Genomic DNA, 20,308 nt, shown 5'->3' with positions numbered 1-20,308 from the left:
TCCCACGGACAACACAGGAGACACCCATGCCCGCTCCCCGCATCCCCGATTCAGAATTCACCGAGCGCCGCGCAAAGGCGCAGGCCATGGCGAAGGACATGGGGCTCGACGCGCTGATCGTTTGGTCGCGCAGCGGCCATTCCGTCGAAGCCTACGGCGACCTCTACTATCTGACCAACTTCGTATCCCTGTTCCCCTGCGTGCCCGACCGGCGCACCTGGTCCAGCCGGGGGCACGGCGCGCTGATCCTTCCGGTCGATGGCGAGCCGATCCTAGTGACCGATTATCTGGACGATCCCGAGGACCGCATCAAGGTCAAGGATGTGCGCGCCGAACCGGACCTGGCCGCCGGTGTGGCCGATGTGCTCAAGGAAACCGGGCTGGCGAGCGGTAAACTCGGCATGGTCGGGATGATGTCCTTCCTGGTGAGCGCGCTCCACCGAATGCAAGAGCGGGCCGGTCACCGGCTGGACCTGACGGATGCCGACCATATCCTCGACCGGCTGCGCGTCATCAAGAGCCCGGCCGAGATCGCCCAGATGCGCCACGCGGCCAATGTCGGCGTCAAATGGATGCAGGCCACGATGGACGCCATCGTCGAGGGGAACACCGAGGGCGACGCCGTCGGCGCGGGCCTCGCGGTTCTGGCCGCGAACGGTGGCACGCAACAGGACATCGCCATCGCAAGCGGCCCGAATGCCCGGCACTACATGGGCAGCTCCGGCATGCCGCACTGGAACATTACCCGTCCGTTGCAGAAAGGCGACTTGGTCCATGTCGACCAATGGGGGCCAGTCGACGCCTACTATACCGATTTCGCCCGTTCGACCGTCGTCGGCGGGAAACCCACCGAAGGACAGCGTGAACTGCTCGACGGGAATGTCGCCCTGATCCACCATCTGGTCGCCTCGATCCAGCCCAATCGGACGACCTTCGGGGATCTCTATCGGACCGGATCCAAATGGCTCGACGACAACGGGTTTGCCAACCACAAGAGTACCGGCGACGAGACCAACAATTTCAGCAGGCTTTTCCCCTGCTTCGGCCACGCGCTCGGCCTGGGAATCGACGGGCCGTGGATCGTCGACGACGAAGAGACCGTGATCGTGCCCAACATGACACTGGCCATCGAAGCACTGGTCAGCAAACCCGGGGTCGGCGCATCGAACTTCGAGGAAAACGTGCTCGTCACGCCGGAGGGCGCCGAGATCCTGACGGCCGGCTGCGACAGCAAACGCTGGGCATGAAGGCTCGCTAATCAGCCGCTTTTCCGAAATCCCATCAATTGGAAAAGCGGCAAACCAAGGCGGTGCGCAAACGAATTCGCATCCGTTCATAAAATCCAACAGGAGAAAGAAATGCAGCATTTCCAATGGTCAAATCTGTTCGGCCTGGGGCGCGGACATACAGTGCTCGCCGCGGCCTTCGTGGCGGCCCTGGGCGCCCAGCCAGCGATCTCTGAAACCATATCCCTCGGTGCGCCGATCCCGCTCACCGGGTATCTGGCCGCCGACGGGGCGACGATGGAACAGGCGATCCGCCTGGCCGTCGACGAGCTCAATGCGAACGGCGGCGTTCTCGGCGAACAGGTCGATGTCGTGACCTTCGACATCGGCGATCTCACCCCGGACAAGCTTTCGGCGGCGGCGGCCAACCTGATCGAACGTGAAGGTGTCAGCGTCCTGATCAACGGCTATGGCGGCATGGGGCCGGATATCCCGGCATTCTGCCCCTACGGAATTCCCTATATCCACAACGACGCGGTCAGCAGCGTCATCGACCTGGCCGAACGGATGCGCTGCAGCGCCATCTTCAACGCTTCGGATGTCGATGTGAACTATGGCAGGGCGATTTTCGAACAATTCGTCGACACCGGGTATTCTTTCGAGAGTAAGCGTCTGGCCATCGTTCATGGCGATTACGAATGGGATATTGAGGTCGCAAAGGGCATGACCGAGGCGGCGGAAGCAGCCGGTTGGGAGGTCGTCTTTACCGAGGAGGTCCCCTACGACACCGTGGAATGGACCGGCATCCTGTCCAAGATCCGCGCGACTGAACCGGCCCTGGTCCATCTCGAGGCGCTCGACCCGGCGGTGGCGACCACATTCATCTCTCAGTTCAAGGACAACCCCGCCGGCAACGCATTGGTCAGTGTCGGCTATATGGGGGCCACGCCGGGCCTTGATGATGTGATCGCGCAGGGCAATGCAGAGGGCGTTCTGGCCTTCACCCTGAACGCGCATCTTGAAGATGAGGAAGGCCGCGCTTTCGAACAGAAATGGCGTGATGCCTATGGCGCGGAGCCGCCCGTCAGCCTTGCCGCCGCAGTCTACGACATGGTCAACATGTGGGCCGCAGCCGTGGAGAAGGTGGGCGATGCCTCTGACTATGCCGCCGTGGCCGATGCGATCCGCGAGATGAACTACGACGGGATCGCGGGAATCTATGCCTTCAACGACCGCAACTTCATCAACACCGGTTCGGACACCCAACCCGCGCAACTGTTTCAGGTGCAGGACGGGAAACGGGTGCGCCTCATCGTGGGTGAAGAGAAGGTCGGCGAGATCGCTTCCCCGTCCTGGAGCAAGTAATGCACCGGGAGCACTCCGCGCCGTTGTCCCCGGGCAATGGCGCGGCCCTTTCCCAAGCTTTCGTTCTCCGCCGGTTTGCGGCGGTTCTCACGTCGGTTCCGGACCGCATGGGAGTTTTCGCATGAGCCATATGTCGTTGGAAAACGTCACGATGAAGTTTGGGCCGTTCCGGGCCTTGACGGACGTTTCCTTTCACATCGACCGGGGTGAAATACTGGGCGTCGCCGGCCCCAACGGCGCGGGGAAAAGCACGCTGATGAACGTCTGCACCGGCGGGCTGAGAGCGTCCGAGGGCAAGGTCATCTTCGACGGCAAGACGATCACGCCATTTTCCCGCCACGTCCGCTGCGGCCTGGGTATTGCCCAGACATTTCAGGTTCCGACATTGCTGTCGTCCCTGACCGTCGGAGAGAACTTGCTGGCCGGTGCCCTGTTCGGCCGCGAGGCCCGCGGCGCGCCTCCCGGCATCTCGCTGGACGAGATACTGTCACTGACAAAGCTTGGCGACCTTCTGGAGATGGAGGCGGCCAGGGCCGATCTGCTGACCCGGAAACGGATCATGCTGGGCGCCGCGCTCGCGACCGGGCCTGAAATGATCTTCATGGACGAACCGCTCGGCGGTTTGAACGCCGAGGAAATCGCGGACTTTCTCGATGTGGTCCGTCACGTCCGCGATACGCTTGGGATCACTGTCGTCATGGTCGAGCACAAGACGCGGGCGCTTGCCGAGATTGCGGACCGCATCCTGATCATCAATTTCGGAGAATTCGTCATGCTCGATACCCCCGAGATCGTTTTGAACGACGACCACGTGGTAGAAATCTACCTGGGCAAGAAACACGATGCTTGAAATCCGGGACATCAACGCCGGATACGGCGACTTCCATATTCTCCACGACGTGTCTCTGGACGTGGCAAAGGGCGAAATGGTCGCGGTCGTGGGCGCAAACGGGCATGGCAAAAGCACCCTTCTCAAGGCCGTGTGCGGAATAATGCCCGTTACCGGTGGCTCGATCCGGTTCAATGGAGAGGACATCGAAGGCCGCTCGGCGCCGCATCTGGTCGGACGCGGGCTGGTCTACGTGGCCGAGGATCGGCGGCTTTTCCCTGACATGACCGTTCTGGAGAACCTCGAACTGGGGGCGTTCCTGCCGGAGGCCCGCAAAATGGAAAAACAGAACCTCGAGCGGGTTTTCGACCTGTATCCCAGGTTGGCGGAACGGCGCGGCCAGCTTTGCCGGACGCTCAGCGGAGGCGAGGCTCAGATGGTGGCGCTGGGACGGGGGCTGATGTCGAATCCCACCCTGCTGGCCATCGACGAGCCGTCTCTGGGCCTGGCCCCGAACCTCACGGAAACCATGCTCCGGACTGTCGCCGCGCTGAACCGGGACGGTCTGACGATCCTGATCGTCGAACAGAGCATGGCGCTGCTCCGCGGGATGATCGACCGCGTCTATTTCATCGAAGAAGGCGCCGTATCCGCCGCTGAGCCGAACCACGTTCAGGAGCCCCTATGACCCAGATGATCGAAGTACTGCTGAGCGGCATGACACAGGGCGCAGTCTACTGTCTCATCGCAATCGGATTGTCACTCGTCTACGGCGCGTCGCGCATCCTCAACTTCGCGCACGGCTCGCTCTACACATTGGGCGGATACATCGCCTGGTACTTCGTGGTCGGCTATTTCAGCCTGCCGCTCTGGCTGGGCATTCTGGCTGCGATCCCGATCCTGGCGGCGAGCGGCGTCGCGATCGAACGGGTGATCATTCGTCCCCTGCGCAGTTCTGCGAACTGGAAGGTCAACACCATCATGGTGACGCTCGGCCTTGCGTTCATCATCGAGAACGGACTGCAACTGGTATTCGGGCCCGGCACCAAGACCATTCCGGCCTTTGCCGAAGGGGTCGTGACCATGGGCGGTATCACCCTTTCCTGGTACAAGATCTGGATCTTCGTGGTGTCCCTCGGCCTGGTCGGCGCGCTGGAGTTCTTCCTGACCCATACGCGTTACGGCCAGGCCGTGCGCGCCGTGTCGCAGGACATGCAGGGCGCCAGTCAGGTCGGCATCAACGTCAACCAGGTGTTCGCCCTGACCTTCGCCTTGTCGGTGGTTCTTACCGGGATCGCCGGAATCCTGCTGGCCCCGGTGTTCCTGATCTCGCCGCTGGGCGGATGGGGGCCATTTCTCAAAGCCTTTGTCATCGTGGTCCTGGGGGGATTGGGCAGCACCAAGGGCGCCTTCGTGGCGGCATTCATCCTCGGCGTGCTGGAGGCCTATATCATCTTTTTTCTGGGGTCGAACTGGGCGATGCCGGCCTGGCTCGTCATGCTGATCGTCGTGCTGATGATCCGGCCGAAAGGGTTGTTCGGAGTGTGGGAGAACTGAAATGAAGACACAGAACCAACACGCCCCCGCTCGGACGATCTCTTCGGTTTTCACCGGGCGGGGGTTCGTCAAGGACAGCCTGATCTTCTGGGCGGTCGTGGCCGGTCTGGCAGTGCTCGGGGCATTGATCGGAGACAATTACATCCGGCATGTTTTCATCCTGGTGTTCATCTGGTGCATTGTCATCGCATCCTGGGATCTGATCCTGGGATATGCCGGGATCTTCAACTATGCCCAGCTCGTGTTTTTTGCCTTCGGGGCCTACTCTTCGGCCATGCTGTCGATCTACGCGGGGTTCACGCCGCTGCTTTCGATCGCTTGTGCGGCCGGTGTCGGCGCGGCGGTCGGAGCGCTGATCGCCCTTCCCAGCCTTCGGCTGAAAGGGGAATACGTCGCATTGTTCACATTCGCCGTGCACCTTGCCCTGCCGCCGGTCATCCAGCAGGGCAAGGCCATAGGGATGGGGGGGCACACCGGCCTGCTGGGCGTGCCCTGGCTGAACCTGTTCGGCCACCAGGTCTCGACCATCGACAAGTTGACCTGGTTCTGGGTGTCGCTCGCCTTTGGATCAGTCTGCGTCTACCTGATCTATTTCATCGTGCTGCGCGGGCGCATGGGTCTGGCCTTTATCGCGATGAGGGATGCCGGCACCTTTGCCCAGTCCATCGGCGTGAACGAAGGCAAGTACAAGCTTCTGGCGTTTGTCGTTTCGGCCGTCTTCACCGCCATCGCCGGGGGCGTCTATGCCCACTATACAACCGTTGTCACCCCCAAGATTCTGGGGACCGAGTTCTTTCTCATGGCCATGGTCATGATCGCCGTCGGCGGACTGGGCCGTTTCCCCGGCGCAATCCTGGGGGTCTTTATCGTGGTGATCGGCAACGAGCTGCTGAGAAGTTTCGATGACTACCGGCTGCTGTTGCTGGGCGTTGCCGTCGTGATCCTGGTGATCTTTTTTCCGGGCGGGCTTGTCGGATTGCAGCGGCGGCGCAGCGCGGGGCGCGGGGGGCAGTGATCCGGCCTGTCGCCGGGGTGCCGGAACGGCCCTCTCCGCACCCGAAACCGATGCGGGCGCCATGTCTTCATGCAGAGCAGCAGCAGGACAGATAAATCAGACGGGTTCAACGGTGACAGCTGTCACGATTGCCCATGCGTCGATTTTGGTCTGAAACTCGCTTCAGGATTTCAACGTATCTCTCCGGGCCCGTGCGTTCCGGGTTCACATCTGAAAGGCCACGATCATGAGCACCTCTGTTCCTATGGATGAAACGATGTGGAACGGCTTGCTTCATTCCGGCATCGCCGGAACCATGTTCGGCCTTCCTTTCGTCCCGCCGCAAAAAGAGGCCATCGAAACCGCCCGGGCGGAGGTGGCATTCATCGGTTTCCCATTCGATTCCACGCAGATCAGCCGCACGGGCGCGAACTACGGCCCCCGCGGGATCCGCGAGCACTCCAGCCTTTTCCTGACCTACAACGCCACGTCCGACATCGACCTTCGCGAGAAATTCACGATGGTCGATTGCGGCGACATCCCCGTCATTCCCGGTGACGTCGAAAACACGATGAGGATCGCCACGGAGATGATCGGCAACATCATCGCAGGCGGCGCGAAGCCGGTGCTTCTCGGCGGTGACCACTCGGTCACGATCGGCGGGGCACGGGCCTTTGCAAAACATCACGAGAAACCGGGGCTCATCCTGTTCGATACCCACTATGACACCGCCGATGACATCGGCGGGGTCAAGGACAGTCATTGCTGCCCGATCACCCGCGCCCTCGACGCGGGCTTCGATCCCCGGCACACGGTCCTCATCGGCATCAGCGGGTGGCTCAATCCGCGCACAGAACTGGAAAACGCCAAAAAGCACGGGCTGACCGTGATCACCCTGGATGAAATCATCCGCGACGGCGCGAAAGCGGCAGGAAAGAAAGCCGCCGACATCGCGGGCGGGGCCAGCGATGTCTACCTGACCATCGATATCGATGCGCTCGACGCGACGACCGCACCCGGAACCTGCGTACCGACGGCGGGCGGAATGATGCTGCGCGAAATGTTCGAGATTCTGGATCAGTTCAAGGCACTGAACATCGGCGGTTTCGACATCGTGGAGGTCGCGCCCTCTCTCGATCCCACGAAGGTGACGCAGATCGCCGCGAACCGTATCATTCTCGAAACGCTGGCCATGCTGAAGCGCAGTTGAGCTGACGCTTTGGGACGCGGCTATCGTCACCGCGCGGGGCGGGGACGACTGAACTGCGCCACGGCGCGACAAGCGGCCTCTTGGGGCGGTTCGGGCGATATTCGCCGCTGCGCCCCAAGCAAGCGCCGCATGCTGCCAGTCGACTGGATGTTGTCCGAGACAACCCTACCGGGCTTTCCCCGCCGTTCGATCGGGCCCGTCAACTCAGGCGCCACCCGACGCCCCGAGATCGAGGTATCGGGGATCGCGGCGAGGCATTCGCATTCGCCCTCGCAGCAACCGTCATGCTCTGGCTTTGAAAACCCATGCGTCTGGAGCCTAAGACCCGCGAAAACCAAAAAGGCCCGCCCCCTATTCCGGGGACGGGCCTTGAACGTCTCTTCAGACTGCGATCACTCGCTGGCGGTGCCGAATACCGGCAGCGCGCCGCCGGCGGCGGCCTGGATCACCGCGACGCGCTCGGGCGTCTGGCCCAGCACCGGCTGGCCGGAGGCCACCGCGCTCAGCGCCACCTGCATCCAGGAGCCGGCGGTCTGCGGCGCGGCCTGCATCGCGCCGAACCCCTCGCGCAGCTGGTGGCTGACCATCTCGCCATAACCGCCCTGCCCGGCCGCGGTCAGCAGCACGGCGCTGGCCAGCGCCATCTGGGCGTTATCCGCACGATAGCCGGCACCGAGACAGACCTTGCCGCCGGAGACCAGCTGCGCCATCGGCTGACCCGAGCTTTCGAGGAAGCTCTTGGTGCGGGCCATGACCTGGGTCGCGGGCTGGTTCTCGATCCCGGCCATCTGCGGCGCGACGGCCTGGGCCAGCCCCTCGCACTGCGCCTCGACCTGCTCGCGCGTCATGTTGGCGATCGAGGCCTCGATCCGGGCGCTGTCCGACATCGCCTGGGTGCGGGCCATGCAGAATTGTTCGGACAGGGCAAAGCCGGCGTCGGACATGTTCCCCGCTGTGCTCAGCCCGCCGTTGGCGGCGGTGCGCACGTGGACCTGATCGCAATAATCGCGGATCGAACGGTCGTCCGGGGCAAAGCCGAATTGCGGCAGACCGCCGCCGGTGCTGCCGCTGGTATCGGCGCGGGCGGTCACCGGCTCAGGCTGGGTCGGCTGCGGCACCGGGGCCGGCATCGGCACGGGCGCGGTCGCCATCTGGGTCTGCGGCGCCATCTGGGTGCCCGGCGTGGCGATGCCAAGCTGTTCGTTGCGATAGGTGCGCAACAGGCCCATCTGGCCCTGGGTGGCGACGATCTGCGAATAGGGCGCCATATGGGCGCTGGCCATGGCACGCTGATGGCTGCCCAGCAGGAAGTTCAGCTCGTGCTGGTCGAGATAGCCGTCGACGTTGTACCCCATGTCGGCCTGATAGCGGCGGATGCCGTTGCGGCTGTTCTGGCCCAGCACGCCGTCGGCGCCGCCGACGTTGTAGCCGAAATAGTTCAGTGCGATCTGCACCTGGCGGTTCTGTTCGCGCTGCGACGACGACACGGTCGTCCGCGTGGTGGTGGTGGTGGTGCGGCGCGTCTTGTTCTTGTTCATCTCGTTCACGATGATGCCGCCCAGAAGCGCCCCGCCCAGAAGCGCGGCGGCGTCGTCGGCGCGGGCCCGTTCGACGCCCACAAAGACCATGCTGGCCGCGGCCAGCGATGCACAGAGATTACGTTTCCACATCTTGATTATCCTCACCAATGGTGGCGTGCCGGGCCGAAACGGAGGCGTCTTGCGGGCGCCCCCAGGGGTCAGCGGGGCGGCAGGCCGGAAATGCGATTAACCCATGATGCACAGCATGACCAAGCCGCGCCCTAACTGTCAAGTTGCACAGGGTCGCAACCGCCCTGCAGGCACGGATCCGCCAACCCGCCCAAGCCCGGTTCAGGCCCGGTTCAGGCCCGGTTCAGGCCCGACCTCATCCCGCCCGGGCTCCGCCCAGCCCGGAGCGCATCGCGCCGCGTCCCCCGGCGCGGGCGTGGCGTAGAACCGCATGGTGGCCCGCCCGGCCCGTTTCGCCGCGTAGAGCGCCAGATCGGCATGGTGCAACAAATCCTCCGGGGCGCAGCCCGGCTCCTCGACCGAGAGGGCCAGCCCGATGCTGGCCGAGATGGCGCAGGTCCGCCCCTGAAACCGCATCGGGTGCTCCAGCCGCTCGATCAGCCGCCGGGCGATGCGTTGCAGCCTGGGCCGGTCGGTCAGATTGTCGAACACGATCACGAACTCGTCGCCGCCGACCCGGGCGACGGTATCCTCGCGCCGGGTCTCCTCGACCAGCACCTGCGCCACCTGCTGGAGCACGTGATCGCCGGCGGCATGGCCCAGCGTGTCGTTCACCTGCTTGAAGAAATCCAGGTCGATATGCATCAGCGAATAGGGCATGCCGCCACCCGATTTACGCGCCAGAACGTGATCCATGGCACGGCGGTTCTTGAGCCCGGTCAGAGTGTCGGTAAAGGCCTGTTCCTCGGCCGCGATCCTGGCCGCCTGAAGCCGCTGGTTGAGCTGGCGAGAGGCCTCCATCGCCGCCGATTTCGCCTCCACCAGGTAGAGCAGTTCGATCGCCAGGTCGGTGGGGGCGAAATCGGCGCTGGTCAGATCATAGTCGCGCACCGCGTCCAGCAGCGAGATACCGAAGGACAGCGCCACCACCGCGCCGCCGGGGACCGCCACGATCTGCCCCTTGAGGGTGGTATGAGGGGCATCGCGGAACCCGACCGAGAGCTTGCCGTCGGCATCCGCCATCAGATCGGCAAAACCGGTGACCGCACGTGGCCGGGTCAGGCGGAACAGCTCGAGGAACCGCTGTCCAGCCAACTGCGCCCCGGGGCGCAGTTTCTGCAGCGTCGGGCCGGCGTGGCGGATCGTTCCCTCGGCGTCCAGGATCAGATGCATCGGGCACAGCCGTGTCAGCAGATCGTCGAGCATCGCAGCCTCGCTCATCCGGCCCGCGCCCCCAGATTGAAATCGCGGCCCTTGGCAAAGGCGGTTTCGATCAGCGTTATGGCGATCACCTCGTCCCCGTCGCGGATGCCGTCGTGTTCCAGCATCACCAGCGCGCCGTAATCGTCGGCCATGGCGCGCAGGATCCCCATCATCACCCAGCCGAACCCGGGCAGGTCCGGTCCGCAGGTCAGGGTGAACCGCCCGGCGCCCTCCTCGCGCAGCTCCAGCACCGGCAGGCGCAGATCCGACACCGCCAGCCGCGCCCGGTCGGGCAGATCGTCGAGCGAATGCAGAAAGTCCACATAGCTTTCGCCGCCAAACCGCAGCAGGCGGCGCAGCGCCTCGACCTCGGGATGCGACACCAGATAGGTGCCCAGATCCTCCAGCACGTCGTTCCGGCAGACGCCGAGGTCCGCGCAAAGCGCGTCGATCACAGCGTCGGTAAGCCCGTCCTCATAGCTCAACATCGCCTCGAACTCGATCCCGCCCAACCCCGCAGCCTCGGTCACGGAGCGCCAGCGGGCGCGGCCATAGGTATTGGTGACAAAGGACTGTATCGCTCTGTTGACCAGACCGTGCATGCCGATTCCCCATTTCCGTTCCCGCTTCAGCTTGGTCCGGATTGGCTTAACAAATCCAAAACGGCAGACCGCCGGAACCGCCGGTCGCGACGGAATGTCTCAGAAATCGGTGGGCGCGCCGCCCTCGGCCTTGCGCCGGGCGACAAAGGCGGCCAGCTCGTCGCGGATTGCCGCATCCATCGGCGGCGCCTCGAAGGTTTCCAGGATCCGCTTGTAAAGCAGATGCGCCCGCTCCGGCGTCCAGATGGCGCCGGCGGCCTCCCAGCCCTCGTAATTGCGCCAGTCGCTGAGAAAGGGTTGGTAGAAGGCGGTGGTATAGCGGTCCTGGGTGTGCTGGATGCCGAAGAAATGCCCGGTTTTTCCGACCGATTTGATCGCATCCAGCGCGATACCGTCGGTCGAGGTGTCCCAGACCTCGGGCTGCATGTAGCGCTGGATCTGCTGCAGCACCTCGCAATCCATGATGAATTTCTCAGGGGAGGCGATCAGCCCGCCCTCCAGCCAGCCGGCGGCGTGATAAACCATATGCGTGCCCGACTGCACCGCCGCCCAGAGGCTGTTGGAGGTTTCCCACATCGCCTGCCCGTCCGGCACATTGGCCGCGCAGACGCCCGAGCTGCGCATCGGCAGCCCATAGAACCGCGCCATCTGGCCGGTCATCTGGGTGGCGCGCATGTATTCCGGGGTGCCAAAGGCCGGGGCGCCGGATTTCATGTCGACATTGGAGGTGAAGGTGCCGATCACGCAGGGGCACCCCGGGCGGACGTATTGAAACAGCGCGATGGCGCACAGCGCCTCGGCCAGCGATTGCGCCACCGCGCCCGCCATGGTCACCGGCGCCATGGCACCGGCCAGCGTGAAGGGGGTGACCACCACCGCCTGGCCGCGCCGCACCAGCCGCAGGCAGCCGTCGATCATCGGAAAGTCGTGTTTCAGCGGCGACGTGGAGTTGATGTTGGTATACATCCGCGGCGTCGCCTCGAACTCCTCGTGGCTGAGGCCGCCGGCGATGCGCACCATCTCCATCACGTCCTCGACCCGCTCCTTGCCGAGGGAATAGGCGTGCATCACCTTGTCGGTAAGCGTCAGCTTGTCATAGAGCACGTCGAGGTGCCGGACGCTGGCGTGGATGTCGACCGGTTCGACCGGATAGCCGCCGGCGAAATGGATGCAGTTGAAATATTGCGTCAGTTTCAGAAGGTTGGCGCATTGCTCGCGCGTTCCGGGCACCTTCCGGCCGATCTCCATGTCCCAGTAGTTCGGCGGCGATGATACATTGCCGAACAGCATGGTATCGCCGCCGACGGTCAGCCTGCGCGCCGGGTTGCGCGGGGTCAGAGTGAACTGCGACGGCGCCTTGCCCACCATCTCCATCACGAAATCGCGGCCCATGCGGACGGTGTCGCCCTCGACGGTGCAGCCGGCCTCGCGCAGGATCCCGAGGGCCTCGGGGTTGAGAAAGGCGATGCCGATCTCTTCGAGGATGCGCATGGCGCCGTCATGGATGGCGGCGACCCCCTCCTGGCTCAGCGGCTCTATGGGGCGGTCACGGTTGATCGGGGGGGAAAAAGGCATCTGTTCGATCACCGCCGCGCCGCGCCGCGCCGTCGCCCCCGCGCGGCCGCCGCCGCGCCGTCTGCGAGTCGCCTGATCCGCCATGGATGCCCCTCCTGCGTGCCTGGTCCGATGTCCAGCAGGCCCCAGGTACGGCGCGCGCGCCGCCTTGTCCGCGACGGATTGTGTCGTTTTCAGACAGCGATCAGCCGCGTGCGGTCAGCCAGGCGGGAATATGCCCGATGTCGGGCAGCACCGCGTCGGCGTGCGGGGCCAGCTCGTCCGCCGCCGCCATGCCGGTGAGCACACCCAGCGTGAGCATGCCCGCAGCGCGCCCGGCGTGCAGATCATGGGTGCTGTCGCCGACCATCACCGCCCGGGCCGGATCCACATCGACCGCAGCGCAAAAGGCCAGCAGCGGCCCGGGTTCGGGTTTGGCCCCGTGACCGCTGTCGAATCCGGCGATGAAATCGAACCGGTCGAGCACCCGGGCCGCGCCAAGATGGGCCCGCGCCGGGGCCTCGGCATCATTGGTGGCCACCCCCAGCCGCAGCCCGCGGCCGCGAAGCCCGTCGAGAAACGGGGCAAGCGGCACCGCCTCGATCTGCGGCGCGCGCTCGGCCTCTTCGTTCAGCATGTCGATCAGCGCGGCGGGCGACATGTGCGGGAAATGCGGACCCAGCGCGCCTGCCACCTCGGCGGGGGTTCCGGCGATCACCACGCTGGACGGATCGAAACGGCCCGCCTCGAGGTCAAAGCCGATCTCGGCGCCGATCGCCCGGGCGCGGGGGCGGTCCTGGCCGGTGGCGCGCAACAGGAACGCCTCGGCCCAGGCCTCCCAGGTGGCGCCGAAATCGAACAGGGTGCCGTCCTTGTCGAACAAAATGGCGTCGATGGTCATGCCCCGGGCTCCTCTCAGGCGGTCAGGTCTCAGGCGATCAGATCACGGGCGCTCAGGTCCAGTGTACCTGCGCCCCGCCGGACAACACGGCGCGGGCCTGCTTAGGATGATCATATGGGGTGTTGCTGGCGTCACAGAACCCCACCACCCAGGCATCGTCCATCATCAGGAAGTCGAGCACGGCGGCAAGGAATTCGGGATCGCCCGCGCGCGCGCGCAACTCGTCCTCGCCCGCGCCGGTGGAGCCGAGGAAAAGCGGCAGCAGCTCCTCATTGCCGACCAGCCAGGCCAGCGCCCGGAGCGCGAGGGTTTCGGCGGCATCGACGGAAAAGGACATGAGCGGGACCGCGCGGAGGCTGTTGGCAGGAAAAGGGTTTGCGGGGCAGAAATCTGCCCCTTTTTCCTGCGCGATTTCTCCGATGCCGTCAATCGGAACGGCGCGGATCGCCTCCGACCCGCCGTCCGCCTATCCCGCCAGTGGACGGACCCCGCGCGGATCGAGCGGCATTTGCCCGGCGATCTCCTCGGGCGGGGCGCAGAGCGCCCCGGCGCCGCGCGTCTCGATCAGCGTCCGGACCAGGAACCGGGCGGTCTGCAGCGTCTGCACACTGAACACGCCGCCATCGGATGGGCCCAGCGCCTCGGTCAGGACGGTGCGCGGACGCGGGCAGAACAGCCGCAGGCCGCCGTCGATATAGATCGTCTCGTCATGGGGAAAGGCCAGCGTGGTGATGCTGATGCCCGATCCCGGCACGGACAGGCGGATTCCGTTGATCCCCAGCAGCGCGCGGGCGGGAACCACCGCGAAAGGATCGCCGAGGATTTCCTGCGCCTTGTCGCTCTCCAGCAGCACCCCCTGATCGGGCATCAGCCAGAGCGGCGCGTCGTTGCCGAGCGCACCTGTCGGCACCTCGACTGCGCGTAGCAGCGCGGCGGGGTGGCCGGAATGGCCGCGCGGGCGTTCGCGTTGCAGTTCCGTCACCGCCTGCATCCCGCGATCAAAGCTGAGCAGCCGGTCGCCGAGGCGGATCGTCTCGGCAGGGCACCAGCCCTGATCGGTGGCCACCAGCGTCCCGCCCAGCAGCCCGGCCAGCCCGGTGATCACCATGCCCTCGGGCGTGATCTCGGGATCTTCAGGCTGGGTGCCGGCGCCGATCAGCGCCTTCAGCAGTCGCAGCATAGGTGAACCTTCCGGATGGGCGCAGGGAGCCGGCGCGGTTGTGTTTGTACCGGGCCATCTGAGCGCAGCAGGGTGCCGGCCATGGGTCGGAAAAAAGGAAAGGTCATGGCATTGTTTCCAGCGCCCGGCTGATCCGGCGGGGACGCCGGGATTGGTGCCGGAATCCATGCAGGGATTGCAGGCCGGGGAACGAAGACGGAAACAGAGGCCGTCGCAAGGCCGCCGCCGCAGCAGCAGTTACCCGAAACGATAGCCGAACCGGGCAATATCCTCGCTGCAATCCGCGGCGATCGCCGCCGCCGCGCGGTCCGAAAAGGCGGCACGGTAATCGGCCGGCCTGGCAGAGAGGTTGACCCGCGGCAGCGCCAGCCGGAAGCCCAGATGCGCGTTCAGCGGCGCGGCGTCCTCTTCGAACCGCTCGATGCGGATATAGGCGCTGCACTGCTCGCGCCCGTCTGACCGCCGCATGTAGGAGCCGGCGGGGCTGGCCCGGAACCCGGCGCGGATCTGCGGATGGGTGACGAACCCCTCGAAATCCAGGGATCTGGCCAGATCGACCGCCGGGTGATCGAACCGCTGATCCCGCAGCCAGTGAAAATAGCTCACCGCGCGGTCCCAGGGATTGCGCACCAGCGTAAAGGCGAACAGCCCGTCCAGCACCGCATCCGGGACCAGCCCCTCGATATCGGCGAACGTCGAATGCTTCCACAGCCGACCACGCGCCGCCGCCCCTGCCACCCGGCGCCGCCGGCGGCGGGCCTTGGGGGTGTCGCCCAGCATGATGTCGTCCTTCATCGCCCGCGCCTCCAGCGCCAGGGCCAGCGCGGTGCCCCCGGTTTTCGGAATATGGATGAAGACGTAGCCGCGCCCGGGGCTGAGGATCATGACCTGCGAGCCTAGCCTATTTCGAGCGCACCGCAATGATCGCGCCGGCCACCACAATCAGTCCGATGCCCAGCGCCTGCCAGGGGCCGACCGGCTGGCCGAAGGCATACCAGGCGAACATCGGGCCGAACCCCATCACCGAGTATTCGAACACCGAGACATGCGACGGCTCGCCCAGCTGATAGGCCTTGATGATCAGGAACACGCCGGCGACCGAGCCCACCGCCTGAACCACCACCCAGGGCAGCGCCTGCCACATCGGCCAGACCCAGCCGCGGGCGACGAAACCGTCGGGGCCGGGCAGCGCCTCGACCGGGAACAGCGCCAGCCAGATCAGCCCACCCGCCCCCATCAGCCCCAGCGCGATCAGCATGCCGGTGAGCAGCGCCACCGTGCTTTCGCCCGCGCACAGGCTGCGGGTCGCAATGGCGCCGAGCGCGTAGAAGAAGCCACCGGCCACTGGGATCAGGATCCTCCAATCGAAATTGCCCGGATCGGGCTGCAGCACGAAGAGGATGCCGATGAACCCCACCGCCACCGCCAGGATGCGCCAGGGCCCGATGCGCTTGCGCAGCCCGAAGGCGGTGATCAGCAGGATGAAGATCGGCGAGGTAAAGAGCCCGGCCAGCGCCTGGGCGATCGGCAGAATCGCCAGCGCAGTGAAATAGAACAGCATCGCCAGCGCCACCGCCAGGCTGCGCAGCGCCACCGGCCGCACCCGCCGCGGCGCAAGGCGCCCCAGCCCCAGCGCCGACATCGCCGCCACCAGCGGCAGCGCCAGCAGCGAGCGGACGAAATGGAACTGCCAGAGGCCGATCTGCTGCGCCAGCGTCACGATGAAATTGTCGATCACGCCGATGATCGCCATGGCGCAGATCATCACCACGGCGGCGGTCAGAGGCCGGGTGTCGTCCGGCAGGGTCATCGGCATCGTCATGGGCTTTCCATTGTCAGACAGGCGGCGCAATATCGCATCTGAACGCGACACCGAATGCGCGAAGGGGAGGACAACGCATGGGATGGATGACCGATGAAACCGGGCTTGGCAAGACGGCGGCGAACTATGTGCCGCTCACACCGCTGTCGGCGCTGGCGCGGGCGGCGCATGTCTTTGCCAACGAACTCGCGGTGGTCTATGGCCCGCACCGCAAGACCTATGCGGAGTACTACGACCGGGTGACGCGATTGGCCTCGGCGCTGGCCGGGCTCGGGGTGGAACCCGGCGACGTGGTCGCCACGCTGCTGCCCAACATCCCCGCCCAGGCCGAGGCGCATTTCGGCGTGCCGGCCTGCGGCGCGGTTCTGAACACCATCAACACCCGGCTCGATGTCGGAACGGTGGCCTATATCCTCGAGCATGGCGGGGCCAAGGTGGCGCTGGTCGATACCCAGTTCATCGACCTGGCCGAGGCCGCCGTCGCGCAGATGGAGGGGCACAGGCCGATCCTGATCGAGGTGCCCGACCCCCATGCGGGCTACCCGGCGACCGGGCGGCATACGGCCTATGAGGTGCTTCTGGGCAATGCCGAGCATGATTTCGGATGGATCATGCCCGAGGACGAATGGGAGAGCATCGCGCTCAACTACACCTCCGGCACCACCGGGCGGCCCAAGGGCGTGGTCTATCACCATCGCGGCGCCTATCTGAACGCCATGGGCCAGATCCTGAGCTGGCGCATGGTGCTGCGGCCGACCTACCTGACCATCGTGCCGCTGTTTCACTGCAACGGCTGGTGCCACACCTGGATGATGCCGATGCTGGGCGGTCGGCTGGTGTGCTGCCGCGACATCACCGCACCGGCGATCTTCGACGCCATCGCCGACGAGGGGGTGACCCATTTCGGCGGCGCGCCGATCGTGCTGAACGCGCTGGTCAACGCGCCGCAGGAGGAGCGGCGCACCTTCGATCACACCGTGGAGGTGTTCACCGCCGGCGCCCCGGTCGCCGCCGCGACCCTGGCCAAGATCGAGCCGATGGGCTTTCACGTCACCCAGGTCTATGGGTTGACCGAGACCTACGGGCCGGCCACCGAATGCACCTGGGGCGAACACTGGGACCACCTCGAGGGCGACGACCGCGCCGCGATCAAGGCCCGCCAGGGCGTCGCGATGCCGATCTTCGAACATATCACGGTGATGGACGAGCAGATGCACCAGATCGCCATGGACGGCGAGACCTCGGGCGAGATCATGATGCGCGGCAACGGCGTGATGAAGGGCTATTTCAGGAACCCCGAGGCCACCGCCGAGGCCTTTGCGGGCGGCTATTTCCACTCCGGCGACATCGCCGTGCAGCACCCCGACACCTATATCCAGATCACCGACCGGGCCAAGGACGTGATCATCTCGGGCGGCGAGAATGTCAGCTCGGTCGAGGTCGAAGGGGTGCTGATGGCGCACCCCGACGTCAACCTCGCCGCCGTGGTCGCCAAGCCCGACGAGAAATGGGGCGAGGTGCCCTGCGCCTTTGTCGAGCTGAAACCGGGGGCAGAGGCCGACGAAGAGGATCTGATCGCCTTCACCCGCAAGACGCTCTCCGGCTTCAAGACGCCGAAAAAAGTCGTGTTCCAGGAGCTGCCCAAGACCTCGACCGGCAAGATCCAGAAGTTCGAGCTGCGCAAGCTGGCCAGGGAGCTTTAGGCGAAGGATCCGGCGCGCCCCGCCCTCCCGCGGCGGCGCGCGGCCCCTGCCATGCGCATTGCGTTTTGGCGGGACCTTCGGCGATACGGGCTTGCAAAACCGCCCACACATTCCTAATTTGGAATGCAAAGGCGCGGGGGACGCGCCTCCTTTGCAACGGAGTGTTTTCAAATGACGATCAATCAGGCTGTCACGGCGTTCGCCGGCTTCATGGTCCTGCTGTCGGTGGTGCTGACCTATTATGTGTCGCCCTATTTCGTGTGGCTGACCGTGTTTGTCGGCGCCAACCTGTTCCAGTCGGCCTTTACCGGGATCTGCCCGGCGGCGACCATCATGTCCAAGCTGGGCTTCAAAGCGGCATAAGCCGGACCGCGACCAGAACCGATCCCGGGCGGCGAAGCCGTTTGCCGCCCGTGCCTGTGCCGTGCTAGTCTGATCGAAAAACAGAGGCACGGCGGATGCAGGCGGAATGACGGCGCTGCGCGAATATGAGCGGCTGGAAGCCAGCGGGCTGTGGCGCCCCAACCCCGAGGATCAGCGACGCGAGGTGATCGTCTCGGTCGGCGAGGCGACGCTGACCATCGCCAACACCAACGACCGGGCGCTGGCGCATTGGTCGCTGGCCGCGGTGGAGCGGAAGAATCCCGGCAGTTTCCCCGCGATCTATCACCCCGACGGCGACCCCGGCGAGACGCTGGAACTTGCGGCGGACGAGGCCGCGATGATCGAGGCGATCGAGCGGCTGCGCGCGGCGATCACCCGGGCGCGCCCGCGGCCCGGGCGGCTGCGGCTGCTGGGCGTGGCGGCCAGCACGACACTGGTTCTGCTGTTGCTGCTGGTCTGGCTGCCCGGCGCGATGCGGCGGCACACCGTCCAGGTGGTGCCCGCGATCAAGCGCCAAGAGATCGGCGCGGCGCTGCTCGACCGGATCGAGCGGGTTGCGGGCCGCGCCTGTGACACCCCCGAGACCCGGCCGGTGCTGGAGCGGCTGGCGCGCCGTACCGGGGCGCGGCGGCTGGTGGTGCTGCGCACCGGGGTCAAGGACACGCTGCATCTGCCCGGCGGCATCATCCTTATCAACCGCGCGGTGATCGAGGATTACGAGGATCCGGCGGTGGCGGCGGGATATATCCTGGTCGAACGGGCCCGCACCCAACAGATCGATCCGCTGGCCGAATTCCTCGAACAGGGTGGGCCGGTGTCAACCTTCCGGCTGCTGACCTCTGGTCATGTGACGCAAGGCGCGCTCGACCGCTATGCCGAACAGGTGCTGACGGCGCCGCGCCCGGCGCTCGGGGAGGCGCAGATTCTTGCCGCTTTCGCCAAGGCCTCGGTGCCCTCGACCCCCTATGCCTATGCGCGCGACATCACCGGCGAAAGCGTTCTGGGCCTGATCGAGGCCGATCCGATGGCCGGCCGCGAGGCCGCCGAGCCGGCGATGCCCGACCGCGACTGGGTGCTGCTGCAGGGGATCTGCGGCGGCTAAGCCGCCTTCACCGGTTCAGCCGCGCCGCCGGATAGCCCGCCGCGCGCACCCGGCTCAGTGCCGCCAGCGCCGCCCCCTCTTCGGCAAAGGGACCGGCGAGCACCACCTTATAGGTCGCCTGCCCGCGATGTGCGGTGCCCAGGCGCATCGGCAGCCCGCCCCGCGCCAGTGCCTCGGCGGCCTGGCGGGCCTCTGCGTCGCTGTCATAGGCGGCCACGCGCACATAACGGCTTGGCGCGCTGGGGGTCACGCCCCGGGCCTCGGCCCCCGGCGCCGACCGGGTAGAGAGCCGGATGACCCCGCGCCGCGTCTCGGCCGGCGATCGCGCCACCTCTGTCGGGACCGTCACCACCGGACGGTCGGTTGGCAGCCCGACCAGGTCGCGCGGCACCGTGCGGGTCCAGATCCGGTCGGTGCCGGCATCGCCCGCCGCGCTGAGCCGGCCGCGGTTCGGGTTCAGCCGGTCGTCGCCGCGCACCACTTTCAGATAGCCGTCCGGCGCCCCGTTCACCGGCCCCGGCCGGGCCGGGCGCAGGCTCCGCTCGGCGCGGTGCGGGTTCAGTCGGTCATCGCTCCAGACCGGCCTGTAACCGGTCGGAACCACCAGCGTGTTGGTGTTGCGGCGCTGATCATAGACATGCCGCGGCACCACCCGGGTATCGGGCGCGAGCGAGGCGGCGGCCACCCGCGGCGGTCCCGACCGCGCCGGGGTCACGGCGGACTGTCGGTCCCAGCCGCGACCGTAGGTGACCGGCGGCTCGGCCTGCGGGCCGCAGCGCACATCGCTGCCCTTGTTGATGAACTGCTGGGAGAAGGACGAGGCATTGGAGCAGCCGCTCCGGGCCGGCGCCTCGGACTTGCGGGGCGCGATCACCGGCGCCGCCGCCGGGGCGGTCCGGCGCGGCGCGGGCGAGACGACGGCGGGCGCCACGGTGGGCGCCGCAACGGCCTGGGCCGGGACACGGCG

General features: G+C 66.0%; 20 protein-coding genes and 1 pseudogene. 10 read left to right on the top strand and 11 right to left on the bottom strand.

Going from position 1 to position 20,308, the window contains the following annotated elements; all coding sequences use genetic code 11:
* Window positions 1-26: 26 nt before the first annotated feature.
* The 7 genes from E1832_RS01810 (at window position 27) to speB (ending at window position 7,181) form a co-directional block, all read left to right on the top strand.
* A complete protein-coding gene (locus E1832_RS01810) occupies window positions 27-1,247 on the top strand; it encodes a M24 family metallopeptidase (protein WP_133358034.1) in 1,221 nt (406 codons plus the stop codon).
* Between the two features lie 111 nt (window positions 1,248-1,358).
* Window positions 1,359-2,591, top strand: a complete 1,233-nt coding sequence (locus E1832_RS01805) for an ABC transporter substrate-binding protein (protein ID WP_133358033.1) — start codon at window positions 1,359-1,361, stop codon at window positions 2,589-2,591.
* A gap of 121 nt (window positions 2,592-2,712) precedes the next feature.
* Entirely contained in the window at window positions 2,713-3,441 is a 729-nt protein-coding gene (locus E1832_RS01800; protein ID WP_165978768.1) for an ABC transporter ATP-binding protein, read from the top strand.
* Entirely contained in the window at window positions 3,434-4,108 is a 675-nt protein-coding gene (locus tag E1832_RS01795) for an ABC transporter ATP-binding protein (RefSeq protein ID WP_133358031.1), read from the top strand. Before E1832_RS01800 ends, E1832_RS01795 begins: the two co-directional genes overlap by 8 nt.
* Window positions 4,105-4,977 carry a branched-chain amino acid ABC transporter permease gene (locus E1832_RS01790; RefSeq protein WP_133358030.1) on the top strand — a complete coding sequence of 291 codons (873 nt, stop codon included), beginning with the start codon at window positions 4,105-4,107 and terminating at the stop codon, window positions 4,975-4,977. Before E1832_RS01795 ends, E1832_RS01790 begins: the two co-directional genes overlap by 4 nt.
* A 1-nt stretch (window position 4,978) precedes the next feature.
* Window positions 4,979-5,992, top strand: coding sequence for a branched-chain amino acid ABC transporter permease (locus tag E1832_RS01785; RefSeq protein ID WP_133358029.1), 1,014 nt, complete (start codon window positions 4,979-4,981; stop codon window positions 5,990-5,992).
* 226 nt (window positions 5,993-6,218) lie between these two features.
* Complete coding sequence (speB, locus tag E1832_RS01780) at window positions 6,219-7,181, top strand: agmatinase (RefSeq protein WP_133358028.1); 963 nt, start codon at window positions 6,219-6,221, stop codon at window positions 7,179-7,181.
* A 149-nt stretch (window positions 7,182-7,330) separates the two neighbouring features.
* Here speB and E1832_RS22680 read toward each other — a convergent pair.
* The 10 genes and pseudogenes from E1832_RS22680 to E1832_RS01730 all read right to left on the bottom strand — a co-directional run.
* Window positions 7,331-7,441 (bottom strand): annotated as a pseudogene (locus E1832_RS22680) (IS3 family transposase); the annotation flags it as partial.
* 132 nt (window positions 7,442-7,573) lie between these two features.
* Entirely contained in the window at window positions 7,574-8,851 is a 1,278-nt protein-coding gene (locus E1832_RS01770; protein ID WP_133358027.1) for a peptidoglycan-binding domain-containing protein, read from the bottom strand.
* Between the two features lie 201 nt (window positions 8,852-9,052).
* On the bottom strand, window positions 9,053-10,111 hold the full coding sequence (locus tag E1832_RS01765; RefSeq protein WP_133358026.1) for a diguanylate cyclase domain-containing protein: 1,059 nt from the start codon (window positions 10,109-10,111) through the stop codon (window positions 9,053-9,055).
* The gene (locus E1832_RS01760; RefSeq protein WP_133358025.1) at window positions 10,108-10,695 is read right to left on the bottom strand and encodes a heme NO-binding domain-containing protein; all 588 of its coding nucleotides are present in this window, start codon (window positions 10,693-10,695) and stop codon (window positions 10,108-10,110) included. The genes E1832_RS01765 and E1832_RS01760 overlap by 4 nt, the downstream gene beginning before the upstream one ends.
* Window positions 10,696-10,794: 99 nt before the next feature.
* Window positions 10,795-12,354 (bottom strand): trimethylamine methyltransferase family protein, encoded by a 1,560-nt coding sequence (locus E1832_RS01755; RefSeq protein WP_133358024.1) that lies wholly within the window; start codon window positions 12,352-12,354, stop codon window positions 10,795-10,797.
* Between the two features lie 100 nt (window positions 12,355-12,454).
* Window positions 12,455-13,150: an HAD family hydrolase gene (locus E1832_RS01750; RefSeq protein WP_133358023.1), complete on the bottom strand. Its 696-nt coding sequence runs from the start codon at window positions 13,148-13,150 to the stop codon at window positions 12,455-12,457.
* A 52-nt stretch (window positions 13,151-13,202) separates the two neighbouring features.
* Window positions 13,203-13,487 carry a DUF3572 domain-containing protein gene (locus E1832_RS01745; RefSeq protein ID WP_133358022.1) on the bottom strand — a complete coding sequence of 95 codons (285 nt, stop codon included), beginning with the start codon at window positions 13,485-13,487 and terminating at the stop codon, window positions 13,203-13,205.
* 129 nt (window positions 13,488-13,616) lie between these two features.
* Window positions 13,617-14,330: a Hint domain-containing protein gene (locus E1832_RS01740; protein ID WP_165978767.1), complete on the bottom strand. Its 714-nt coding sequence runs from the start codon at window positions 14,328-14,330 to the stop codon at window positions 13,617-13,619.
* Between the two features lie 237 nt (window positions 14,331-14,567).
* Window positions 14,568-15,215 (bottom strand): sulfotransferase family 2 domain-containing protein, encoded by a 648-nt coding sequence (locus E1832_RS01735; RefSeq protein ID WP_133358020.1) that lies wholly within the window; start codon window positions 15,213-15,215, stop codon window positions 14,568-14,570.
* Window positions 15,216-15,231: 16 nt separating this feature from the next.
* A complete protein-coding gene (locus tag E1832_RS01730) occupies window positions 15,232-16,152 on the bottom strand; it encodes a DMT family transporter (RefSeq protein ID WP_245513753.1) in 921 nt (306 codons plus the stop codon).
* 77 nt (window positions 16,153-16,229) lie between these two features.
* On the opposite strand from E1832_RS01730, the gene E1832_RS01725 reads away from it, so the two are divergent.
* The 3 genes from E1832_RS01725 (at window position 16,230) to E1832_RS01715 (ending at window position 19,341) form a co-directional block, all read left to right on the top strand.
* Window positions 16,230-17,855, top strand: a complete 1,626-nt coding sequence (locus E1832_RS01725) for an AMP-binding protein (RefSeq protein ID WP_133358019.1) — start codon at window positions 16,230-16,232, stop codon at window positions 17,853-17,855.
* A gap of 171 nt (window positions 17,856-18,026) precedes the next feature.
* Window positions 18,027-18,218, top strand: a complete 192-nt coding sequence (locus tag E1832_RS01720) for a YgaP family membrane protein (RefSeq protein ID WP_133358018.1) — start codon at window positions 18,027-18,029, stop codon at window positions 18,216-18,218.
* Between the two features lie 106 nt (window positions 18,219-18,324).
* Window positions 18,325-19,341 (top strand): hypothetical protein, encoded by a 1,017-nt coding sequence (locus E1832_RS01715; RefSeq protein WP_133358017.1) that lies wholly within the window; start codon window positions 18,325-18,327, stop codon window positions 19,339-19,341.
* A gap of 7 nt (window positions 19,342-19,348) precedes the next feature.
* Here the strand turns inward: E1832_RS01715 and E1832_RS01710 are convergent.
* Window positions 19,349-20,308 (bottom strand): SPOR domain-containing protein (locus E1832_RS01710; protein ID WP_133358016.1); only part of this gene is annotated, 960 nt, incomplete at its 5' end.

Source organism: Antarcticimicrobium luteum, assembly GCF_004358185.1.
In the GTDB taxonomy this organism is placed as follows: Bacteria; Pseudomonadota; Alphaproteobacteria; order Rhodobacterales; family Rhodobacteraceae; genus Antarcticimicrobium; species Antarcticimicrobium luteum.
Note: the sequence above shows the minus strand (reverse complement) of the source record. Positions and strands in the feature narration are given on the sequence as shown.